This is a genomic window from Citrobacter sp. R56 (genome assembly GCF_016811995.1).
Lineage (GTDB): Bacteria > Pseudomonadota > Gammaproteobacteria > Enterobacterales > Enterobacteriaceae > Citrobacter_D > Citrobacter_D enshiensis.
In genome coordinates, this window is sequence record NZ_CP069159.1 from 2,215,052 (window position 1) to 2,238,055 (window position 23,004).

A 23,004-nucleotide genomic window follows, 5' to 3' on the forward strand; every position below is an offset into this window, starting at 1 on the left:
TCCGGGCAGCCCGCAACAGGCCGCCCGGTTAACCATTATCAGGACGCAAAATCCCCGTGCTGACGCGCGACCAGTGTCAGAATGGAGTAGAGCGCGACCGGTGTCTGGTGCTGGTTAAAGACTTCGACCGCCCATTCGACGACGCCCGTCGGTTTCTCTTCCGCTGAACGCTGTTTTTTGAGCGTTTTGCGTTTGCAGGTCAGGCGAACCTGAATCGTATCGCCAGGTTTCACCGGTTCGATAAAGCGCAGATTCTCCAGCCCGTAATTGGCGATGACCGGCCCGACGCCAGCATCGACAAACAGCCCTGCTGCGGCAGAAAGTACAAAGTAACCGTGCACGACACGCTCGCCAAAAATAGATTCTGCCGCGCCGATTTTGTCCATGTGCGCATAGAAGTGATCGCCACTCAGACAGGCAAAATTAACGATATCCGCTTCGGTCATCGTGCGACGCGGCGTCAGCAAACTGTCGCCTGCCTGCAACTCTTCGAAGTATTTGCGGAAAGGGTGGATTCGGTCTTCAAGAACCTGCGCGCCACGAACCCACTGTTTGCCAATGGCTGCAAGCATGGTTGGGCTGCCCTGAATTGCGGTGCGTTGCAGGTAATGTTTCACTGCGCGCAGACCGCCCAGCTCTTCACCACCGCCAGCACGTCCTGGACCGCCGTGAACCAGCTGCGGTAGCGGCGAACCGTGGCCGGTAGATTCTTTGGCGGATTCTTCATTGAGGATCTGAATACGGCCGTGGGCGCGGGCGGCCCCGGCAATAAACTGACGTGCCAGCGCAGGATCTGCCGTCACCAGCGTTCCCGCCAGACTGCCGTCGCCTGCACGCGCCAGCGCCATTGCGTGGTCGGCGTGTTGATACGGCATCAGGGTTGCGACAGGACCGAAGGCTTCTGTGGCATGTACCGCCGGAGTTTCATCCGGCTGAGGGCAGAACAGCAGCGTCGGCGGGAAATACGCACCCGGCGCGGTTAAATCCGCCTGGCCGCCAAGACGTACTTCACAGCCGGCTTCGATCAGCAGGTTCACTTTTTCCTGAACATCAGCGCGCTGTTCGGCGTTGACCAGCGCCCCCATTTTGACCCCTTCCTGAGCCGGATCGCCCACCACCACTTTACCGAGACGGGCGATTAACGCATCGCTGACCGCTTCAACCTGTGAATTTGGCACGATGATACGACGAATGGCCGTACATTTTTGCCCGGCTTTGGCGGTCATTTCACGCACCACTTCACGGATGAACAGCGCAAATTCCGGGCTTTCTGGCGTCACGTCTTCACCGAGGACGCAGCAGTTCAGCGAGTCGGCTTCCATCGTGAAGGGGATCGAGTTTGCCACGATGTTCGGGTGAATACGCAACGACTGACCGGTTGAGGCGGAACCGGTGAATGTAACCACATCCTGGCTGTCGAGCTGGTCGAGCAGATCGCCTGCGCCGCCACAAATCAGGCTGATAGCGCCGTCGGGAACCAGACCGCTATCAACAATCGATTTCACCATCGCCTGTGTCACCTGGGCGGTGGCGGTCGCCGGTTTAATGATTGCCGGCATCCCGGCAAGCCAGGTAGGTGCCAGTTTTTCGAGCATGCCCCAGCACGGGAAGTTAAAGGCGTTAATGTGGACTGCCACGCCTGATTTTGACGTCATCACATGACGTGCGGCGAAACCGCCTTCTTTGGAAAGGGGGATCAGTTCATCTTCTGGCCAGAGGGTATCGTCCGGAAGTTCACGGCTGCCCATGCTGGCATAGGCAAACAGCGTACCAATTCCCCCCTCAATATCGACCCAACTGTCTGCCCGGGTAGCGCCGGTTTGCGCGGAGAGCGCATAGAAGGTCTCTTTTTCGCCGAGCAAATGTTTGGCAACGGCTTTCAACAGGGCGGCACGTTCAATAAAGGTCATGGCCTGAAGCGCATTTCCCCCTTTATCAATGGCATACCGGCGAGCGGCGGCCATATCGAGGCCTTCGCTGGTGACTTCCCATAAGGCTTCGCCGTGGATGGCGTGATGAATCGTACGGGCGCGGCCCCGGCCAGATTGCCAGGCACCGGACAAGAAGCTGGCTAGTTGCTGCATCTCTTCTCTCCAAATGTTACGTGATCTCGCTGTGAATAGTTGATTTATGAATCATAAAAATCAAGCCTTGTTTTAATATTTTATTAACAATGTGATCGCGGAGCGTTATGCGCAAACCTCTATAAGACTGAATATAAAGGGAAATGATAAATCGCCTGCGAATCGCGTCACAAATTACACAAACAAACCTTGGGGTTTTAATTAACTATTGTGTAACGTTTGTAAAACAACGTGATTCGTTTTTTGTTTTAAATCACGAAAACTGGAATCGTAAAGGTGATGACGTGACCGAAGAACAACGCTTTGAGCAACGCATAGCGCAGGAGACGGCAATCGAGCCCCAGGACTGGATGCCCGAGGCCTACCGTAAAACGCTGATCCGCCAGATAGGTCAGCATGCGCATTCCGAAATTGTCGGTATGTTGCCGGAAGGCAACTGGATCACCCGCGCGCCGACGCTGCGCCGTAAAGCCATTTTACTGGCGAAGGTGCAGGACGAAGCCGGGCACGGTCTGTATCTCTATAGCGCGGCGGAAACCCTGGGCTGCGCCCGGGAAGACATCTATCAGAAGATGCTCGATGGGCGCATGAAATACTCCTCCATCTTTAATTATCCCACCCTGAGCTGGGCGGACATCGGCGTGATCGGCTGGCTGGTTGACGGCGCCGCGATTGTGAATCAGGTGGCGCTGTGCCGTACCTCCTACGGACCGTACGCCCGGGCGATGGTGAAAATCTGTAAAGAGGAAAGCTTTCACCAGCGTCAGGGATTCGAAGCCTGTATGGCTCTGGCACAGGGGAGCGAGGATCAGCGTCAGATGCTACAGGACGCCATCAATCGTTTCTGGTGGCCGGCATTAATGATGTTTGGACCGAACGACGATAACTCGCCGAACAGCGCCCAAAGCCTGGCGTGGAAGATCAAACGTTTTGGTAACGACGAACTGCGTCAGCGTTTTGTCGACAACACCGTCCCGCAGGTTGAAATGCTGGGCATGACCGTACCGGATGCGGATCTGCGCTTTGACGCTGAAAGCGGCCACTACCGCTTTGGCGAGATCGACTGGCAGGAGTTCAACGAGGTGATTAACGGCCGCGGCGTCTGCAACCAGGAACGTCTGGATGCCAAACGCAAAGCGTGGGAAGAGGGGGCGTGGGTGCGCGAAGCCGCACTGGCGCATGCGCAAAAACAACACGCCTGCAAGGTCGCTTAAGGGGAAACACAATGAGCAAAGTTTACTGGCCGTTATATGAAGTTTTTGTTCGCGGTAAGCAGGGATTATCGCACCGCCACGTGGGCAGCCTGCACGCAGCCGACGATCGGATGGCGCTGGAAAATGCGCGTGACGCCTACACCCGCCGCAGCGAAGGGTGTTCTATTTGGGTAGTGAAGGCGAGCGAAATCGTCGCCTCCCAGCCGGAAGAGCGTGGTGAGTTCTTCGACCCGTCGGAAAGTAAGGTATATCGCCATCCGACGTTTTACACCATCCCCGATGGCATTGAGCACATGTGAGGCAGGGAATGAAAACGTTAACCGCTTATACCCTGCGTCTGGGTGACAACTGCCTGATTCTGTCACAACGCCTTGGCGCGTGGTGTGGACATGCGCCGGAGCTGGAGATCGATCTCGCGCTCGCCAACATTGGTCTGGATTTGCTGGGCCAGGCGCGCAACTTCTTAAGTTATGCCGCCGAACTGGAAGACGCGGGCGACGAAGATACGCTGGCGTTTGGCCGCGATGAGCGCCAGTTTCGCAACTTACTGCTGGTCGAACAGCCAAACGGCAACTTTGCCGACACCCTCGTGCGCCAGTATTTCATTGATGCCTGGCACGTGGCGCTGTTCACCCGTCTTACGCTGAGCCGCGATCAGCAGCTTGCTGCCATTGCCGCCAAAGCGATTAAAGAAGCGCGTTATCACCTGCGTTTCAGCCGCGGCTGGCTGGAGCGTCTGGGCAACGGTACTGACGTGTCGGCGCAAAAAATGCAGCAGGCGGTCAACAATCTGTGGCGCTTTACCGCCGAATTGTTCGACGCCGATGAGATTGATATCGCCCTGAGCGACGCCGGTATTGCCGTTCATCCCGCGCAGTTACGTGCGGAATGGGAAGCGGAAGTGTTCGCCGGATTGCGTGAAGCCACGCTCACGACGCCAGAAGAAGCGGCGTACCGCACGGGCGGCAAAAAAGGGCTGCACACCGAACATCTGGGACCGATGCTGGCGGAAATGCAGTACCTCCAGCGCGCTTATCCTGGTCAGCAGTGGTAACGGAGGAGTCGTCATGCAACGTCTGGCAGAAGTAGCCCCGGCACAAATACGCGAAATCTGGAATCTGCTTAGCGAGATCCCGGACCCGGAAATTCCGGTGCTGACCATTACCGATCTCGGCATGGTGCGCAGCGTCGCACAGCAAGGCGAAGGTTGGGTTATTGGCTTTACGCCGACCTATTCCGGTTGTCCGGCGACGGAGCATCTGGTAGGCGCTATCCGCGAGGCGATGACGACGCACGGTTTTACGCCCGTTCACATTGTACTGCGCCTCGATCCGGCCTGGACGACCGACTGGATGACGCCGGATGCCCGTGAACGCCTGCGCCAGTACGGTATCAGCCCGCCGGTCGGACACAGTTGCCATGCGCATCTTCCGGCCGAGGTGAGCTGTCCGCGCTGCGGCAGCGTACACACGTCGCTTATCAGTGAATTTGGTTCAACGGCCTGCAAAGCGCTCTGGCGCTGCGACAGCTGCCGTGAACCCTTCGATTATTTCAAATGTATTTGAGGTTGCCATGACAACGTTTCATTCCTTAACGGTGGCAAAAGTAGAACCCGAAACCCGCGATGCGGTGACTATCACCTTTGCGGTGCCGCCCGCATTACAGGACGCGTATCGCTTTCGTCCAGGTCAACACCTGACGCTGAAAGCGCAGCTGGCAGGGACGGAGCTACGCCGCTGTTACTCCATCTGCCGTAGCCTGAATCCGGGCGAAATCAGCGTGGCGGTAAAAGCTATCGAGGGAGGGCGTTTCTCCCGCTATGCCCGCGACGAGATCAAACAAGGTATGGCGCTTGAGGTCATGGTGCCGCAGGGCCATTTCGGCTATCAGCCGCAAGCCCAGCGCAGCGGGCGCTATCTGGCGATTGCCGCAGGTTCCGGCATCACGCCGATGTTGGCGATTTTGTCTGCCACCCTGCAAACCGAAACCGCCAGCGAGTTCACGCTGATTTACGGTAACCGTAGCAGCCAGAGCATGATGTTTCGCCAGGCGCTGGCCGACCTGAAAGACAAATATCCGCAGCGTCTGCAACTGGTCTGCGTTTTCAGTCAGGAGACGATGGACAGCGATCTGCTGCACGGTCGCATTGACGGTGAGAAATTGACGGCATTGGCCACCCACCTGGTCGATTACAGCCAGTTTGACGCGGCCTTTATCTGTGGCCCGGCGGCGATGATGGACGAGGCGGAAGTCACGCTCAAAGCGCTCGGCATGCCGGAAAAAGCCATCCATCTGGAGCGGTTCAACACCCCAGGTTCAGCGGTAAAACGCACGACCAGCGTCCAGACCGAAGGGCAAAAAGTGACCGTTCGTCAGGATGGCCGTGACCGTGAAATCACGCTGTCTGCCGATGACGAAAGCATTCTTGATGCGGCGCTGCGTCAGGGCGCTGACTTACCGTACGCCTGTAAAGGCGGGGTATGCGCCACCTGTAAATGCAAAGTGGTGCGTGGAAAAGTGGACATGGTCACCAACTACAGCCTGGAGCCGGACGAACTGGCGGCGGGTTATGTCCTGAGCTGTCAGGCGCTGCCGCTGACCAGCGATGTGGTTGTCGACTTTGACGCGAAGGGGATGGCATGAACGAACTCATTGTCAGCCGTCACGACCGCGTATTGCAGCTGACGCTGAACCGTCCGGCTGCGCGTAATGCCCTGAACAATGCCCTGCTGGCGCAACTGGCGAGCGAACTGGAAGCCGCCGCGAGCGACGGCGACATCTCCGTCTGCGTCATCACCGGTAACGAACGTTTTTTTGCCGCCGGTGCCGATCTCAATGAGATGGCGGAAAAAGATCTCCCCGCCACGCTCAACGACGCGCGTGTCCATCTGTGGGCCCGTATCAACGCGTTTAATAAGCCGTTGATCGCCGCAGTCAACGGTTACGCGCTGGGCGCAGGTTGTGAGCTGGCGCTGCTGTGCGATGTGGTGATTGCCGGGGATAACGCCCGTTTTGGTCTGCCGGAGATTACGCTGGGCATTATGCCGGGCGCCGGTGGAACCCAGCGTCTGATTCGCAGCGTCGGGAAATCGCTTGCCAACAAAATGGTGCTGACTGGTGAGAGCATTACCGCGCAGCAGGCGTTGCAGTCGGGTCTGGCCAGCGATGTCTACCCGGCGGCGCTGACGCTGGAGTATGCCTTAAAACAGGCGGCGCTGATGGCGCGTCATTCGCCGCTGGCGCTACAGGCGGCAAAGCAGGCGCTACGCCAGTCGCAGGAAGTCCCCCTCCAGGCAGGACTGGCGCAAGAACGCCAGCTCTTTACGCTGCTTTCGGCAACGGAAGATCGCCGGGAAGGGATCGACGCATTTTTACAAAAACGCTCACCGGTTTTTAAAGGACGCTAATCATGGATTTCATTCTGAGTCATGTAGAACAGGGCGTGATGACGATTACGCTCAACCGCCCGGAGCGTCTGAACAGTTTCAATGACGTGATGCACCAGCAATTGTCCGAGTGCCTGAAACAGGCCGAGCGCGATGACACCATCCGCTGTCTGCTGGTGACCGGGGCCGGGCGCGGTTTTTGCGCCGGACAGGATCTTAACGACCGTAATGTCGACCCTAATGGACCCGCACCTGACCTGGGCATGTCGGTGGAACGTTTCTATAACCCGCTGGTGCGCCGCCTGGCAAAACTGCCTAAACCGGTCATCTGCGCGGTGAACGGTGTCGCGGCGGGCGCTGGGGCAACGCTGGCGCTGGGTTGCGATATCGTTATCGCCGCCCGTTCGGCAAATTTTGTGATGGCGTTCAGTAAATTAGGGTTAGTGCCTGATTGTGGCGGCACCTGGCTGTTGCCGCGCGTAGCGGGGCGAGCGCGTGCGATGGGACTGGCGCTGCTGGGCGACAAGCTGAGCGCAGAGCAGGCGCACAGCTGGGGCATGATCTGGCAGGTGGTGGACGATGAAAAACTCTCCGACACCGCACAGCAACTGGCGCTTCATCTGGCGGCGCAGCCCACCTTTGGGCTGGGGTTGATCAAACAGGCGCTTAACCACGCAGAAACCAGCACGCTGGACGCACAGCTCGATCTGGAGCGCGATTACCAGCGTCTGGCGGGCCGAAGCGCCGATTACCGGGAAGGCGTCAGCGCATTTCTCGCCAAACGTTCACCGCAGTTCACGGGGAAATAAGATGATGACACGTGTACAGACCGTTGCGGTGATTGGCAGTGGCACGATGGGGGCGGGCATTGCCGAAGTCGCCGCCAGCCACGGTCATCAGGTGCTGCTGTATGACATTTCGGCAGCCGCCGTTTCTCGCGGTGTTGACGGCATTCGCCGTCGCCTGGAATCTCGCGTGGCGCGCGGCAAATTAACGGCGGCAGCCTGTGAGACGACGCTGGCGCGACTGGTTCCGGTGACCGATATCGACTCGCTGGCGGCGGCGGATCTGGTGATTGAAGCGGCGTCAGAACGCCTTGAGATCAAACAGGCGCTGTTTTCCCAGTTGGCGGAAATTTGCCAGCCTCACACGCTACTGACCAGTAATACCTCGTCGATCTCCATTACGGCGATCGCCGCCAGCGTAAGCCATCCTGAACGTGTCGCCGGACTGCACTTTTTCAATCCCGCACCGGTGATGAAACTGGTCGAAGTCGTCAGCGGATTAGCGACTTCAGAGGCGGTGGTGGAGCAACTGTGCAATCTGGCGATGAGCTGGGGGAAACAGCCCGTACGCTGCCAGTCTACGCCTGGATTTATCGTCAATCGGGTGGCTCGCCCGTTCTATTCGGAAGCCTGGCGCGCGCTGGAAGAACAGGTTGCAGCGCCGGAGGTCATTGATGCCGCGCTGCGTGGCGGCGGTGGTTTCCCGATGGGACCGCTGGAATTGACCGACCTGATCGGTCAGGACGTCAACTTTGCGGTGACCTGCTCGGTGTTTAACGCGTTCTGGCAGGAACGCCGTTTTCTGCCTTCGCTGGTTCAACAAGAACTGGTGATGGCGGGGCGTCTGGGCAAAAAAAGCGGTCACGGCGTCTATGACTGGCGTACCGAACGTGCCCCCGCCGAGGTAGTCGGGACGGTGAGTGCGAGCTACGGCCCGGTGAAGATTGAAAAGAGAAGTGACGGTGTCACCGAACTTGACGATGTACTGCTGATTGAAACGCAGGGCGAAACCGCCCAGGCGCTGGCCTTGCGCACCGGGCGCGCGGTGGTGGTGGTGGATCGCATGGAAGGCGATGTGGCGATTGTCGCCGCCGCCGACAGTAATCCACGCTCAGCGACGCAAAAAGCGATTTATTACCTGCAGCAGCAGGGGAAAAACGTGCTGCACATCGCAGACTATCCGGGGTTACTGGTCTGGCGTACCGTTGCGATGATCGTGAACGAAGCGCTGGATACGCTGCAAAAAGGGGTCGCCACCGAACAAGACATCGATACCGCCATGCGGCTTGGCGTTAATTATCCGTACGGGCCTCTCGCATGGGGGGAACGTCTCGGCTGGCAACGCCTGCTGATTCTGCTGGAAAACCTGCAACGCCATTACGGTGAAGAACGTTATCGCCCTTGCTCACTGCTGCGCCAGCGTGCGCTTCTGGAGTCTGGTTATGAGTCATAACGCCTGGCAAAACGCCCACGCTATGTACGAAAACGACGCCTGCGCAAAAGCGCTGGGGATCAACATTATTGAGATGGGTGACGGCTTTGCTGTGTTGACGATGACCGTCACGCCGCAAATGTTGAATGGGCATCAGAGCTGCCACGGCGGGCAACTGTTTTCTCTGGCGGATACCGCGTTTGCCTACGCCTGCAACAGTCAGGGACTGGCGGCGGTGGCCTCGGCCTGCACCATTGATTTTTTACGCCCGGGATTTGCGGGCGATGTTCTGACGGCGACCGCGCAGGTTCGCCATCAGGGCAAAAAAACCGGTGTTTACGATATCGAAATTGTTAACCAACAGCAGAAAACGGTCGCGCTGTTTCGCGGTAAATCTCACCGCACCGGCGGCACCATTACAGGAGAAGCCTGATGCGCGATGCATTTATTTGTGACGGAATCCGTACGCCCATTGGTCGCTACGGCGGCGCGTTGTCTGGCATACGTGCTGATGATTTAGGGGCCATCCCACTGCGTGAACTGCTGGTGCGTAACCCAAAACTTGACGCACAACGCATTGATGACGTGATTTTCGGCTGCGCCAACCAGGCGGGCGAAGATAACCGCAACGTGGCGCGTATGTCATCACTGTTGGCGGGGCTGCCGCAAACCGTTTCCGGTACCACCATCAACCGTTTGTGCGGTTCTGGTCTGGATGCGCTGGGCTTTGCCGCGCGTGCCATTAAATCGGGCGACAGCGATCTGCTGATCGCAGGCGGCGTGGAGTCAATGTCGCGTGCACCTTTCGTGATGGGCAAGGCGACCAGCGCATTTTCGCGTCAGGCAGAGATGTTTGATACCACCATTGGCTGGCGATTTGTGAACCCGCTCATGGAGCAGCAATTTGGTACTGACAGCATGCCGGAAACGGCAGAGAATGTAGCTGAGTTGTTAAGGATAACGCGTGAGGATCAAGATGCCTTTGCGTTACGCAGTCAGCAACGGACGGCGAGAGCGCAAGAGATGGGTATCCTGGCGCAGGAAATCGTTCCGGTCGTGTTGAAGAATAAAAAAGGTGCTGTAACAGAAATACAACATGACGAGCACCCGCGTGCGGAAACGACCCTCGCGCAGCTCAACGCGCTAAAAGCCCCGTTTCGTCGTGATGGCGTCGTTACCGCAGGTAATGCGTCTGGGGTTAACGACGGTGCCGCAGCGCTGATTGTCGCCAGCGAACAGATGGCCATTGCGCAGGGACTGACCCCGCGGGCACGTATTGTCGCGATGGCGACAGCCGGGGTTGAGCCGCGCCTGATGGGACTGGGTCCGGTACCTGCCACTCGCAAAGTGCTGGAGCGCGCCGGTCTGAGTATTCACGACATGGACGTTATCGAACTGAACGAAGCGTTCGCCGCCCAGGCGTTGGGTGTGCTGCGTGAGCTGGGGCTGGCAGATGATGCCCCGCATGTTAACCCCAATGGTGGTGCGATTGCGTTAGGCCATCCGTTGGGAATGAGTGGTGCCCGGCTGGCGTTAGCCGCGACACACGAGCTGCATCGTCGCAACGGTCGTTACGCGTTGTGCACGATGTGTATCGGCGTGGGTCAGGGCATTGCCATGATTCTGGAACGTGTTTGAGCATAACAACCTGCGAGTACCCTACAATGACAACGAAAACAACAACACAACTGGATCCGATTGAAACCGCGTCTCTGGATGAATTACAGGCGCTGCAAACCCAGCGCCTGAAGTGGACGCTGAAACATGCTTACGACAACGTTCCGATGTATCGCCGCAAATTTGATGCCGCTGGCGTGCATCCTGACGATTTCAAAGAGCTGGCCGACCTGCGCAAATTCCCGTGCACCACCAAACAGGATCTGCGTGATAACTACCCGTTCGACACCTTTGCGGTACCGATGGAGCAGGTAGTGCGTATCCACGCCTCTTCAGGAACCACCGGTAAACCGACGGTTGTCGGCTATACCCAAAATGATATTGATACCTGGGCGAATATTGTCGCGCGCTCACTGCGCGCAGCAGGCGGCACCGCGAAAGATAAAATTCATGTCGCCTACGGTTACGGACTGTTCACCGGCGGGCTTGGTGCGCACTACGGCGCGGAGCGTTTAGGGGCCACGGTTATTCCGATGTCCGGCGGACAAACTGAAAAACAGGCGCAGCTGATCCGTGATTTCCAGCCCGATATGATTATGGTCACGCCGTCATACTGCCTGAACTTAATTGAAGAACTGGAGCGCCAGATGGGTGGCGACGCCAGTCAGTGTTCTCTGCGTGTCGGCGTGTTTGGCGCAGAACCGTGGACGCAGGCGATGCGTAAAGAAATTGAGCGCCGTCTGGGGATCACCGCGCTGGATATTTATGGCTTGTCCGAAGTGATGGGACCCGGCGTGGCGATGGAGTGTATCGAAACGGCGGACGGTCCGACCATCTGGGAAGATCACTTCTACCCGGAAATCGTCAACCCGAATGATGGCACGCCGCTGGACGATGGTGAGCAGGGCGAATTACTGTTCACCACTCTGACCAAAGAGGCGTTGCCTGTGATTCGTTACCGTACCCGTGACCTGACGCGTTTGCTGCCGGGCACCGCCCGCACAATGCGCCGTATGGACCGCATCAGTGGCCGCAGCGACGACATGTTGATTATTCGCGGCGTGAACGTCTTCCCATCGCAACTTGAGGAAGAGATCGTCAAGCTCGAGCATCTGTCGCCGCATTACCAGCTTGAGGTGAACCGTCGCGGGCATCTGGATTCCCTCTCCGTGAAGGTGGAACTGAAAGAGAGCAGCCTGACGCTGACCCATGAACAGCGCTGTCAGGTGTGCCATCAGTTGCGCCACCGCATCAAATCGATGGTCGGTATTTCGACCGACGTGATGATTGTGAACTGCGGCAGTATTCCGCGTTCAGAGGGGAAAGCCTGCCGCGTGTTCGATTTACGTAACATCGCCAACGTGTAAGTCTTGCCGGATGGCGGCGTAAACACCTTATCCGGCCTACAGGTTGACCGTAGGTCGGGTAAGCGTCGCGCCACCCGACAAAGTCCTCGCATAAACCTATGCTATGATGCGTAAATCTGAACAATAACAACAGAATGAGTCACATGAGTAAACTCGATACCTTCATCCAGCATGCGGTTAGCTCGGGCCACATCAGTGGAACCTCACTCATCTCTTCGCTTTATGGCGACTCGCTCTCTCATCGCGGCGGTGAAATCTGGCTCGGGAGTCTGGCTGCGTTGCTGGAAGGGCTGGGCTTTGGCGAGCGCTTTGTGCGTACCGCGCTGTTTCGACTCAATAAAGAGGGCTGGCTGAATGTTTCGCGTCTGGGCCGCCGTAGTTTCTACAGTCTGAGTGACAAAGGTCTGCGTTTAACCCGACGAGCAGAAAACAAAATCTATCGCGCGGAACAGCCCGCATGGGATGGCAAATGGCTGCTGCTGTTGTCTGAAGGGTTAGACAAAAACACCCTCGCGGATGTGAAAAAACAGCTGATCTGGCAGGGGTTTGGTACCCTGGCACCCAGTCTGATGGCGTCGCCGTCGCAACAGCTTGCGGATGTGCAGTCGCTGTTGCACGAGGCCGGTGTCGCGGAGAACGTTATCTGCTTTGAGGCGCATTCTCCGCTGGCACTGTCGCGCGCAGCGCTGCGTGCCCGCGTTGAAGAGTGCTGGCAACTGACCGAGCAAAACGTCATGTATGAGTCGTTTATCGACGCATTTCGCCCGTTGCTGCCCCTGTTGAAAGAGGTGGGGCCAGACGAATTAACCCCGCAGCGCGCTTTTCATATTCAACTGCTGTTAATCCATTTTTATCGACGCGTGGTGCTAAAAGATCCGCTATTGCCCGAAGAGTTATTACCGGCGCATTGGGCAGGACAGACGGCGCGTCAGCTGTGTATCAATATTTATCAACGTGTTGCCCCAGGTGCGCTGGCGTTTGTCAGTGAAAAAGGGGAAACCTCGGTAGGAGAATTGCCGTCGCCGGGCAGTCTCTGGTTCCAGCGTTTTGGCGGTCTGAGCGTAGATCAGGAGGCAGTATGCCAGTTTATCAAATAGATGGATTGACCCCGGTGGTGCCTGAAGAGAGTTATGTCCATCCGACGGCCGTATTGATTGGTGATGTGATCCTGGGCAAAGGGGTCTATGTGGGGCCGAACGCCAGTCTGCGGGGGGATTTTGGGCGTATCGTCGTTAAAGATGGGGCGAACATTCAGGATAACTGCGTGATGCATGGTTTTCCTGAGCAGGACACCGTGGTGGAAGAGAACGGTCATATTGGGCACGGTGCGATCCTGCACGGCTGCACTATCCGTCGCAACGCGCTCGTCGGTATGAACGCGGTGGTGATGGACGGCGCGGTGATCGGTGAAAACAGCATCGTCGGTGCCGCCGCGTTTGTGAAAGCGAAAGCCGAAATGCCCGCTGACTACCTGATTATTGGTAGCCCGGCGAAAGCGATTCGCGCGCTGAGCGCGCAGGAGATGGCGTGGAAGCAGCAAGGTACGCGTGAGTATCAGGTGTTGGTAGAGCGTTGCAAACTGACGATGCATCAGGTGGAGCCGCTGCGGGAAGAAGAATCGGGCCGTAAGCGTCTGCAATTTGATGAGAATCTGCGGCCGAAGTCGGCCATTTAAGCGTTAGCCTTCTCGGGAAAGAGGGCTAATCGCGTCTGTAATGCTGATTAGAGAACCTGTCACTCTGGCGAAGGGTGACGTTCACCTTATGTTCATTGCTTCTCTGAAGCCACACTACCTGTGAACGTGCAAGGGAGGCTCACCGCCGCCTCCTTGCAACTGCTTCCCGGCGGGAAAATCGTCGGGCTCATGATATATTCGCCTTATTCCGTCTGCCTTTCGGGTCGGGGTGGCGAGCCCGCATCCCTGCAGGTTTGTCCTCTGCCCGCGTCTCAGGGGCGGCCCCGGTCAGCCGTCAACGTCTCATCGATTTTCAGCCGGACCGTGGTGTCGCTTTCGCATTCTGACTTTCAGTAATTTCCGTTTGGCTGTTTAAACAACAATTCAGGTGGTCAGGTGTGGGAGAGTCCGGCCGAAAATTGCCGACGTAGTTTCCGTAAGTCCGGGGGAACCTTGCAGGGGATGCGGGTTCAGGGCGCGTTTTACAGGGATACCTCGCGCCCGACCCGGTAGCCTGGAGGAATAAACGGAGGGTACTGCGAAGCGGCAATTTTCCTGCCGAGCCGGATTGCTAAGGGGCGGCGATAGCCCCCTTAACCCGTTCACGGGACATGAAATACCAGAGTAGCTAAGAACATAAGGTGAACGGAACCCTTCGCCAGAGTGACAGATTCTCCCTAATTTCTTAACCGACCAGCATGACTAACCGCGCCTGCCAGAATTAATACTCTTTGAACGCCAGCTCCAGACGGGCAAGCAACGGTTTAAACAGGTAGCTCAGAAAGGTGCGCTCACCGGTTTTAATCGTGACGCTGGCGGGCATCCCCGCTTTAATTTTGTAATTTCCCAACAGATGCACCCCTTCCGGGGAGACCCGGACTTCGGCGAGATAATAGGGCTGCTGAGTCACTTTATCGATAAGACGGTCGGCCGAAATGGTTAACACCTGCGCCGGCACCGAAGGCAATAATGCATGGTTGAGCGCCGGGAATAGCACATCGACGGTCAATCCCGGCGTCATTTTATCAATGGCATGCACCGGAATTTTGGCGTCGATTTGCAGCGGTTGCTCTGCGGCGACAATATCCATCAAATGCTCACCCGGTTGAATGATCCCGCCGACGGTACTGACTTTTACGTCCAGGACGATCCCGTCGATCGGCGAGCGGATCTCCGTGTTATTCAGCTCGTGTCGGGTCGACGCTAGCTCATCTTCCAGCATCGCAACCTCTTTTTGCTTGAGGGTCAGCTCCGATTCCACTTCCTGGAGAAACTGGTGCTGTACCTGATACGCCTTAATCTTCATTTCATTTTGCTGAGACTTAAGTTTGGCGATATTGAGAATGTCTTCTGAAACATTACTGGATATTTCGGCGGCTTCCCGCTCAAGCACCAGTAACTGGGCCTTGGGATAGTAGTTTTTTTCGCTCAGTGCGCGAATGGCGCCCAGTTCTCTGCTAATCAGCGTAAATTGATGCTCGCGAAACCCTTTTATCTTGGTTAAATTTTCGGTTTGCCCGGTCAGACCATCCAGGGTTTCCTGAATCATGGATAATTCATCCTGAATATTTTTTCTGCGGGTCTCAAACAGCTTTTCTTGTAATTGACGGACTTCGACAAGGCGCTTATTACTGGAAAATTGGCTTATCAATTCCTCGCTATAGACGATGGTATCGCGGCCGTCTCTTTCTGCCAGTAATCTGTCCTCATGGGTTTTTGCCGAGATATATTGTGCAATCAATGCGCTGTAACGCATATCAAGCTGCATTTTATCCAGGCGAACAAGGATTTGATCTTTCTTAACCCGATTGCCTTCCTTAATCAGAATATCGGTCACGCGTCCGCCGCTTAAATGTTGAATCGTTTTTCGATTACTGGAGACGGTAACCGTACCGTCAGCGACCACACCAGCGTCCAGTGGCGCACCTACCGCCCATAATATAAAACCACCCACCCCCAGAATAATCACAGCGATACCTCTGATTAAAGGCGGCCATATATTTGTATCGACACTCTCCGTCTTTGGCTCTGTCGTATTCTCTGTCTGCTTTTTCATGATAAAGCCTCTCGTTGTGGTTCATTATTCTGGGCAGGTGGTGGGGTGGTTGATGCGTTGGGAACCGATTTTAAAATATTTGCCTGACGCAAATTGGCAAACACCTGGTCGCGCGGACCGAATTCCTGAATCGCCCCTTCGTTGAGCAATAACACTTTATTGACGACGCCCAGCAGCGTCGGTCGGTGCGAGATAATGATCACCGTTTGTCCCTGCGTGCGTAGCGTATTGATGGCCTTGATGAGAGCCTGTTCACCCGCGTCGTCAAGGTTAGCGTTGGGTTCGTCCAGCACGATGAATGCCGGGTTGTCATAGACCGCCCGCGCCAGCCCGATACGCTGCCGCTGGCCGCCCGACAATTGGTATCCCTCGGCGCCAAGCGGGGTATCGTATCCCTGTGGCAGACGTAAAATCATGTCGTGTACCCCTGCAAGTTGCGCTGCCGCCACGATCAGTTCGCTGTTATTGGGGGTAAAGCGTGCGATATTCTGCGCGATGCTACCGTCAAACAATTCAACATCCTGCGGCAGATAGCCGAGAGACGGACCAAGCAAGGCTTTGTCCCACTGGCAGATATCTGCGCCATCGATACGGACCTTACCGGAAAGCGGGCTCCAGACGCCGACCAGCAGTTTTGCCAGCGAGGTTTTTCCGGAGGCAGAGGGGCCGATTATCCCCAGGATTTCTCCCTGTTCGAGTTGAAACGTGATATTTCGCAGCGTTGGCGTTTTTTGGCCTGGAGGTGCCGCGAAGACGCCTTCTACGCTGATATTGCCTTTTGGACGCGGAAGCGTCAGCACATCTTTCTGTTCCGGAAATTCCCGTAACAGCGTGGTGGTCTGATGCCAGGCGTTGCGAAACTGCACAAACTGTTTCCAGCTACCGATGACCTGTTCGACCGGATTCAACACCCTGCCGAGGATAATGGAGGCGGCAATCATCAGGCCGGGGGTGATTTTCCCGTCGATCACCAGTAAGGCACCCGCACCCAGCGAAACAGATTGCAGTAAGATGCGAACAAAGCGGCTCAGACTGCTTAATGTGGCGGTTTTGTCCGCAATTTGTGTTTGCAGAACCAGCACTTTACTGTGCTGTTCCAGCCAGTGTTTTTTCAGCGTCGCCAGCATTCCCATTGCTTCAATGGTGTCGGAGTTTTGCAATTGCTTATTCAGCTTACTGGTATTGTTGATGGTTAATGCGTGCGCCTGCTGAATCGGTTTTTTGGTCGACAGTTCTGAGACCAGCGTCAGGGTAAATAAGATGAGTATCCCGATAATGGAAAGGTATCCCAGCAGCGGGTGAACAATAAATGCAATCAGTAAATAGAAGGGTGTCCACGGAATATCTAACAGGGCAAATAAACTGTTGCCTGCCAGAAACTGGCGAATTTGCGCCAGGTCGGCCAGTGCCTGCGCCGGGTTATTTTCGCGGGTGGAAACCCGGCGTTTAAACGCGGCGTTAAAGACTAACTTATTTAATTTTACATCCAGTCGGTTGCCAAATCGCGTCATCACGCTGGTGCGGGCATATTCAATCATTGAGATAACCGTATACAGACCGATTATCAGTAATGTCAGCATTAACAATGTGGTGGTGTTCTTACTGACCAACACGCGATCGTAGACTTGTAACATATAAATTGCCGGCGCCAGCATTAGCATATTAATCGTACTGCTAAAAAACAGTAACATCAGAAATGCAGGCTTACATCCTTTCAACGCATTTTGTAGCTCAGTTGGCTTTTGCTGGCGCGGCATAATAGGCTCCTTACTCGTTAATCAAATGTTCAACAGTTCGGCTTTTCTTATTCCAGACGTTTAAATAATAAAGTCAGTAGAGTTAACGGTATTGGCTCCAACCCCCGTTAATGTAATAACATCGCCGCCGATGGTGATGATCGTTTGGTTATTATTTCCCGAAATCAAAACCGTAGAGGTAAAGTTTGCGGTAGTCACTCCCATTCCAGAGATATTAATCAGATCCTGTCCGCCGATAGCATTACTGTCGAAACCAGAAATGCTGTCCTGTCCGAACCCGCTTGAGAAGATGAAGCGGTCGTCACCGGTACCGCCGTCCATGGTGTCGTTACCTGTACCGCCCGTCAGCACGTCATTGCCGAGACCGCCAGAGAGCACATCGTTGCCTGCGCCACCCAGCAGGGTGTCAACGCCGTTTGCCCCTTGCAGGTTGTCGTTGCCGTCGCCACCGTCGAGAATGTCGTTGCCAACGCCACCCAGCAACTGGTCATTCCCGCCCATCCCGGATAAGTTGTCATTGCCATTACCCCCGGTGATGGTGTTCGCCAGCGCGTTACCAGTGCCGGTGAAATTCCCTGTACCGGTGTATTCCAGGATTTCGACGTTGTCCGTCAGGACATAAGTGGCGAGGCTGGTCTCGACAGTATCAGTCCCCGCATTTGCCCCCTCGATCACCACGTCACCCGCGTTATCAACGATATAGAGGTCATTCCCGGCGCCACCGTCCATGGAGTCGGCATCCAGTCCACCATCCAGTTGATCGTTGCCGGCCTCGCCAATCAGCGTATCCCGACCACTGCCGCCTTCAATGTCATCATCACCGGCTCCGCCGTTCAGCAGATCGTCACCCGCCTGACCGAGCAGGGTGTCATTGCCGCCTTGCGCAAGGATGACGTCACTCCACGCTGTTCCCGAATGGGTGTTTGACGCGTTGGTGCCGACGATCATATCGCCAATCGGTTGAGTGGCGGCGGAGGTCAGGACGACGGATGGGTTCCCCTCATCATCGGTGACCGTTACTACGACCAGCAACGTACGACCAATCATGTTTGCTGGCGGGGTGTAGGTCGCTTGCGTCGCCCCGGCGATATTGGTGAAAGTGCCGTTTGGCTGGTTTACTCTCCATTGGTAGGTGAAGTTATTCCCGGTTAAACCGTCTGCATCCGCAATGCCGGAAACGAGGGCGGTCAGGGTGACGCTTTCCGTTGGCGTCAGATCGTTGATGACCGGCGAGCCGGTGGTGGGCTGATCGCGTACCATCACGGCACTGGTTTGTGACGACACCAGTGTTTCAGCATCGCCCATGCGGTCGGTAAAGCTGGCAACAACCCGCAGCGGCGCGCCCAGAATATTCCCCGGAACCCGGAACTGCGTACCTGTCGCCTGATCGCGCCATTGACCGTTGACCAGCGCCTGCCAGGTCATGGTGATTGGTGTATCTGCGGCAATACCATTCCCGTCGAGCAGATTAGACAGATTGACCTGCAACAAATCGCCCACTTCCGGTGTTCCGTCGCTAATGGCCAGATTGCCGGTGGCTTTTTGCGCCGTTACCCAGAGCTGATCGCCGTTGCCAAACTCCAGTTTTTCAATGTTGAGCAGGCGGTCTACGCCGTCATTGAACGCCAGTCCGGCGGCCGGAGTGGCATGATTGACGGTAAGACTGCCGTCGGCATTACGCTGGAATTGATAGTTGCTGCTGAGATCCCGGTAAACGGCAACGTCGGTTTCTGTGCCATTACCGTCGCGGAGGATTTCCCGCACAATCGACAGCTGGTTTGGTTTGAGCGTGCCTGCCTGCATGTAGGATTTGAGCTCATTCATGCTGTCGGCGCTGGTTAACCCTTGCATCCCGGAGACGGCAATACGCACGTTCAGCCACGCATCACCGTCGATGATGTCGTTGCCGGCCTTACCGGTGATGCGGTCGCTGCCGCCGCCGCCGAGCAAAATGTCGCCACCGTTGTCCGGATTAAACAAGACGGCATTGCCCGATGCTGCGCGTGGAACACCCAGAATCGACTGGAGTCCGGTGATTCTGTCTGCACCCTCCTGGGTCAGGTTGTTGGACAGCGGAGTGCCCTGAACCGGCGCGGTACCGATAGGCTGCTCAGTACCCACCAGCACATCGTTAAATTTCCAGCCCGAAAGGCCTTCCACCAAGTCAAAGCGATCGCGCAGGATAAACTCTTGCTGGTTGACGAAAATCGGGATGCCCAGATCGGAGTTGGCGGCGTTCGGGTCACCTTTATGAATGGCCCAGTCAAAACCGGACATGCCGTTGTTGCGCTGAATGCCCGCGCCCTGAACCATAATGTCGTCACCGCCTTCGCCATCGTAGTCGGTGTCGTTACCCTGGCCGTTCAACACGTCATGACCAATGATGGTACTGTTAAAGAACAGTTCGGAGTTATCGCCGGCCAGGGTATCGAAGCCGTCACCGCCTTCTAACCAGTCGTCGCCTTCGTTACCCATCAGGGTGTCACCGCCAGATCCCCCCAGTGCGAAGTCATTATCGCGTCCGGAAAAGACTTCCTGAGCATCTTCGCCGATCACCATGAAATCACTGCCGCTGCCGCCGAAGATCAGGTCGTTACCGTTACCGGAGAATATGACGTCGTGTCCCGCGTCACCATGCAGGAAGTCGGCCCCACCGATGGGGGTTCCGGTGTCTGTAATGATGTCGTTGCCATCACCACCGTGCACAACGTCGGCTTCATCGCCACCGTCGAGACGGTCGTCACCGGCATCACCCCACAGGCTGTCGATCCCTTTCCCGCCAATTAACGTGTCGTTGCCCGCCGAGCCGCCGAGCACCACATGGCCATCGCCGGTATATTTCAGGTAGGCACCGTCAGCCGCGCCGTCATTGTCGACATCCGCCCCCGCCGCGCGGCGCACCACCAGTGGGAAGAGAAGGTCTTTCAGCGCATTGTTCCATTTCGGATCGGCATGCGTCTGCAAGGACTGGTTGACTTCGAAGGTGTAATCCGGCGTCTGGAACAGGTGGGCAGGCAGGTGAGACGAACCCGGATCGCCCAGATCGCTGTTACGCATCACCAGGGCGGAGAAGGAGTTTGCCTCCAGTTCGTTCAGCATGTTGAGACCCTGAACGCGGCTCAGATAGTAGAACCGGTCACCGTCCTGCAACATCTCCATCTGGGTTTCAAAGACAAAGTTGAAGGTAGAGCCGAGCATGCCGCCGAACTCATTTTTGCGTTCCGCCAGCCCGCCGATCCAGAAATCGACCATATTGAGGCCGGTTTCTTTGTTGGCCCAGGCACCGGTTCCCATAAAGAAATCGAGCGCATCGGAACGTGCCGGGTCTTCTGCCGGTCCGAACAGGAGGAAGTTCACCGCATCGCGTTTTCCTTCCAGCGTCGTGGCGGCTTTAATCAACTCATGTTGGCCGTAGGCCGCCATAAAGTTGATGATCGAGGACGGGTTTTTCAGGAAAGAGCCAAAATCGGCCCAGCTGGTATAGGGACGTAATTCGCTGTTGCCGGTTAATTCGTAGAATTGCTCACGCGCCTGATTGAGGGTTGGCATGAGCGTATCGCGCCCGCGAGCGATGTTGAGTGCGCCCAAATCCAGCGGCAGCCCGACCAGGTTATTACGCAGCGCTTCGGTAATGAATTCGTCAATTTCGTTGCCGACCTGATGGGTCATTCCGCGAACAATGGCGCCGACCGCCTGATCGCTGGAGATGGTTTGGCCGTTAAGTTCATTGAACGCGACCGGGTTAAGGAACGCCTCAATCAGGCCGATGTCACCGTCTTGCATGTCGGCATCGGTACGTGCAACGGTTTCGGTCAGCATTGAGTGACCAAAGCGGTAAACCACATGGGCAAATTCAGCAAAAATAGCCGGGTTGATATCTGCGGTGTTGGAGAAGACGAACGGATCGACCGCCGGTTGTACGGCACGGGCAAACTCTTCAAACACCAGGTGCTGATATTGCATTTCCGTCGCGAAACGACCTGCCTGGAAGAGGTATTCCCCGTTCCATTGCAGGGCGTTGAGATCCTCTGGCAGTTCGGTAATCTGATGGTTTGGCATCAGCCATTGGTTGATCAGATCAATGTCGTTCGTTTCAAGGATGGTGGTCTTGTACTGTTCGACCAGCCGGTTGTGTTCGCTGTGGAACACCGAGTGTACGGCAGTCAGACCGATGTTTTCGTTGCCGCGACCGTCACCGGTAATGAAGTGTCTGTCGAGCAGTTCATCGTCATAGGTACCCGCCGCCGGCGCATTGCCGATGTCGCTATCGCCATCGGCCACCAGGTTGGCTTTCGGCACCGCCGTGTGGGCAATATCATCGAGGAAGGCGTGTCCGGTTCTCAACGTATCGGCGGGTAACGTTCCTCCATTGGCTTCCACCAGCCCATTGGCGGTCACAATTTGTACTTTACCGTTTTCACTTAAAATCAGGTTGCCATAGCGGTCTGTCGCCAGTAGCGGCACATTGAAAACGTCCTGATTGGTCAGCTTGATGCCAAGCAAGGTTTCCGCCTGATGCTTGATATCAGCCCAGGTGGCCAGCCCGCCGTTGCTGCCTTCCAGCAAATGGCCGGTAGGCACTGGCTTACCATCCACCATCACATATTCGCGAATAAAGATCTGATGAGAAGGGTGAGAGGTGTAGGTCTGGTTCTGATCAATCCACGGTGTGGTGGTGTTAATGGTTTCATGATTAGCATCGACTTTCGCGCGGGTGAGGATCATGAAGTTAGTATCAGGCTGCCCCGGAACCGGCTCTTTATACAGAGGATCGCCCGGCATCAGCGGAATAAAGACAATGCCATTGCCTTCTTTCGGGATCAGATCCAGGCCGTGGTCGAAGAACTGACCGAAAAAGGTCATCCAGCCATTAAACGCCGGTGATAAACCGATGTCAGGCGAGAGGTTTGGAATCGATAGACTGCCATTGTCGGAAACTGTTCCTCCGCCGGGAACGTCAACCAGTCCGTCATGGGCTTCCTGAGCCGCGGGGTTAGTGATGGTTTGGTCAGAAATCAGATTACTGATAATGCGCGGATCGGCATCGGTCACCATCTGATTCGGACTTAATGTGAGGTACTTGGCCAGCGCCTGTAAATCATTCAAATCCAGAGCGACCAATCTTGGCATGGTCTGGTCGGCAGAGCCGTACAGCTCCTGGCCGGGCAGAAGGTTGTTCCATGAGCCATCTACGGTACGCAGGCCGTAGGGTAAAAGGGGACTGGAGACGAGCTCGCGAAGCAGATCGCCATTCACGCTACCATCCGGATTGGTCGCTGCTTCTGATATCTTGATTTGTTGAAGAATAAACGCCAGGTCGTGCAACGTTACTGTGAAGTCGTATTGTGTAGCCATAGCTAATTGCCTCATTGCTTGAATAAGCTATTCTCATTCTCATTTGCCAAAATAAAGGCAGACGAAATGCGCTGAGTCCGACTGAAAAAATCATCTGATTAATAATTACGCACCTAAGTTCTTTTCTAATGGTAAATGACAATACCTCTGGACCTCCCATTTTCACTGATATTTAAATTTACTTTGTCCGCTAAGTTTATTTTTATCTTGAAGTAATAATAAAACCAGTAATCAAAATTGAGATAATGCATTGAAAATATTGAATTTTATAAAATA

General features: G+C 55.8%; 17 protein-coding genes. 13 read left to right on the forward strand and 4 right to left on the reverse strand.

What is annotated here, in order from left to right:
* Positions 1 to 38: 38 nt before the first annotated feature.
* On the reverse strand, positions 39 to 2,084 hold the full coding sequence (gene paaZ / locus JM656_RS10590; protein WP_203361105.1) for a phenylacetic acid degradation bifunctional protein PaaZ: 2,046 nt from the start codon (positions 2,082 to 2,084) through the stop codon (positions 39 to 41).
* A 284-nt stretch (positions 2,085 to 2,368) separates the two neighbouring features.
* Here paaZ and paaA point away from each other — a divergent pair, with 284 nt between their 5' ends.
* From paaA to paaY, 13 genes are all read left to right on the forward strand, one after another.
* Positions 2,369 to 3,298 carry a 1,2-phenylacetyl-CoA epoxidase subunit PaaA gene (gene paaA, locus JM656_RS10595; protein WP_203361106.1) on the forward strand — a complete coding sequence of 310 codons (930 nt, stop codon included), beginning with the start codon at positions 2,369 to 2,371 and terminating at the stop codon, positions 3,296 to 3,298.
* 11 nt (positions 3,299 to 3,309) lie between these two features.
* Positions 3,310 to 3,597 carry a 1,2-phenylacetyl-CoA epoxidase subunit PaaB gene (gene paaB, locus JM656_RS10600; protein WP_162382198.1) on the forward strand — a complete coding sequence of 96 codons (288 nt, stop codon included), beginning with the start codon at positions 3,310 to 3,312 and terminating at the stop codon, positions 3,595 to 3,597.
* Between the two features lie 8 nt (positions 3,598 to 3,605).
* Positions 3,606 to 4,352: a 1,2-phenylacetyl-CoA epoxidase subunit PaaC gene (paaC, locus tag JM656_RS10605; protein ID WP_203361107.1), complete on the forward strand. Its 747-nt coding sequence runs from the start codon at positions 3,606 to 3,608 to the stop codon at positions 4,350 to 4,352.
* Positions 4,353 to 4,365: 13 nt separating this feature from the next.
* Positions 4,366 to 4,863 carry a 1,2-phenylacetyl-CoA epoxidase subunit PaaD gene (gene paaD, locus JM656_RS10610; RefSeq protein ID WP_203361108.1) on the forward strand — a complete coding sequence of 166 codons (498 nt, stop codon included), beginning with the start codon at positions 4,366 to 4,368 and terminating at the stop codon, positions 4,861 to 4,863.
* 7 nt (positions 4,864 to 4,870) lie between these two features.
* A complete protein-coding gene (gene paaE, locus JM656_RS10615; protein WP_203361109.1) occupies positions 4,871 to 5,941 on the forward strand; it encodes a 1,2-phenylacetyl-CoA epoxidase subunit PaaE in 1,071 nt (356 codons plus the stop codon).
* Complete coding sequence (paaF, locus tag JM656_RS10620; RefSeq protein WP_203361110.1) at positions 5,938 to 6,705, forward strand: 2,3-dehydroadipyl-CoA hydratase PaaF; 768 nt, start codon at positions 5,938 to 5,940, stop codon at positions 6,703 to 6,705. Before paaE ends, paaF begins: the two co-directional genes overlap by 4 nt.
* A complete protein-coding gene (gene paaG / locus JM656_RS10625) occupies positions 6,705 to 7,493 on the forward strand; it encodes a 2-(1,2-epoxy-1,2-dihydrophenyl)acetyl-CoA isomerase PaaG (protein WP_203361270.1) in 789 nt (262 codons plus the stop codon). Before paaF ends, paaG begins: the two co-directional genes overlap by 1 nt.
* Before the next feature lies 1 nt (position 7,494).
* Positions 7,495 to 8,922, forward strand: coding sequence for a 3-hydroxyacyl-CoA dehydrogenase PaaH (gene paaH / locus JM656_RS10630; RefSeq protein WP_203361111.1), 1,428 nt, complete (start codon positions 7,495 to 7,497; stop codon positions 8,920 to 8,922).
* Positions 8,912 to 9,334, forward strand: a complete 423-nt coding sequence (gene paaI / locus JM656_RS10635) for a hydroxyphenylacetyl-CoA thioesterase PaaI (protein ID WP_203361112.1) — start codon at positions 8,912 to 8,914, stop codon at positions 9,332 to 9,334. Before paaH ends, paaI begins: the two co-directional genes overlap by 11 nt.
* Complete coding sequence (pcaF, locus tag JM656_RS10640) at positions 9,334 to 10,539, forward strand: 3-oxoadipyl-CoA thiolase (protein WP_203361113.1); 1,206 nt, start codon at positions 9,334 to 9,336, stop codon at positions 10,537 to 10,539. Before paaI ends, pcaF begins: the two co-directional genes overlap by 1 nt.
* Before the next feature lie 26 nt (positions 10,540 to 10,565).
* Positions 10,566 to 11,885: a phenylacetate--CoA ligase PaaK gene (paaK, locus tag JM656_RS10645; protein WP_203361114.1), complete on the forward strand. Its 1,320-nt coding sequence runs from the start codon at positions 10,566 to 10,568 to the stop codon at positions 11,883 to 11,885.
* A gap of 143 nt (positions 11,886 to 12,028) precedes the next feature.
* Entirely contained in the window at positions 12,029 to 12,982 is a 954-nt protein-coding gene (gene paaX / locus JM656_RS10650) for a phenylacetic acid degradation operon negative regulatory protein PaaX (RefSeq protein WP_203361115.1), read from the forward strand.
* Positions 12,964 to 13,560 (forward strand): phenylacetic acid degradation protein PaaY, encoded by a 597-nt coding sequence (paaY, locus tag JM656_RS10655; protein ID WP_203361116.1) that lies wholly within the window; start codon positions 12,964 to 12,966, stop codon positions 13,558 to 13,560. Before paaX ends, paaY begins: the two co-directional genes overlap by 19 nt.
* Positions 13,561 to 14,281: 721 nt before the next feature.
* On the opposite strand, the gene JM656_RS10660 is transcribed toward paaY, so the two are convergent.
* Genes JM656_RS10660 through JM656_RS10670 form a run of 3 tightly spaced genes read right to left on the reverse strand, consistent with a single transcriptional unit; the run spans position 14,282 to position 22,728 of the window.
* On the reverse strand, positions 14,282 to 15,616 hold the full coding sequence (locus JM656_RS10660; RefSeq protein WP_203361117.1) for an HlyD family type I secretion periplasmic adaptor subunit: 1,335 nt from the start codon (positions 15,614 to 15,616) through the stop codon (positions 14,282 to 14,284).
* Positions 15,613 to 17,373, reverse strand: coding sequence for a type I secretion system permease/ATPase (locus JM656_RS10665; protein ID WP_203361118.1), 1,761 nt, complete (start codon positions 17,371 to 17,373; stop codon positions 15,613 to 15,615). Before JM656_RS10665 ends, JM656_RS10660 begins: the two co-directional genes overlap by 4 nt.
* 60 nt (positions 17,374 to 17,433) lie before the next feature.
* On the reverse strand, positions 17,434 to 22,728 hold the full coding sequence (locus JM656_RS10670; RefSeq protein ID WP_203361119.1) for a peroxidase family protein: 5,295 nt from the start codon (positions 22,726 to 22,728) through the stop codon (positions 17,434 to 17,436).
* Between the last annotated feature and the right edge of the window lie 276 nt (positions 22,729 to 23,004).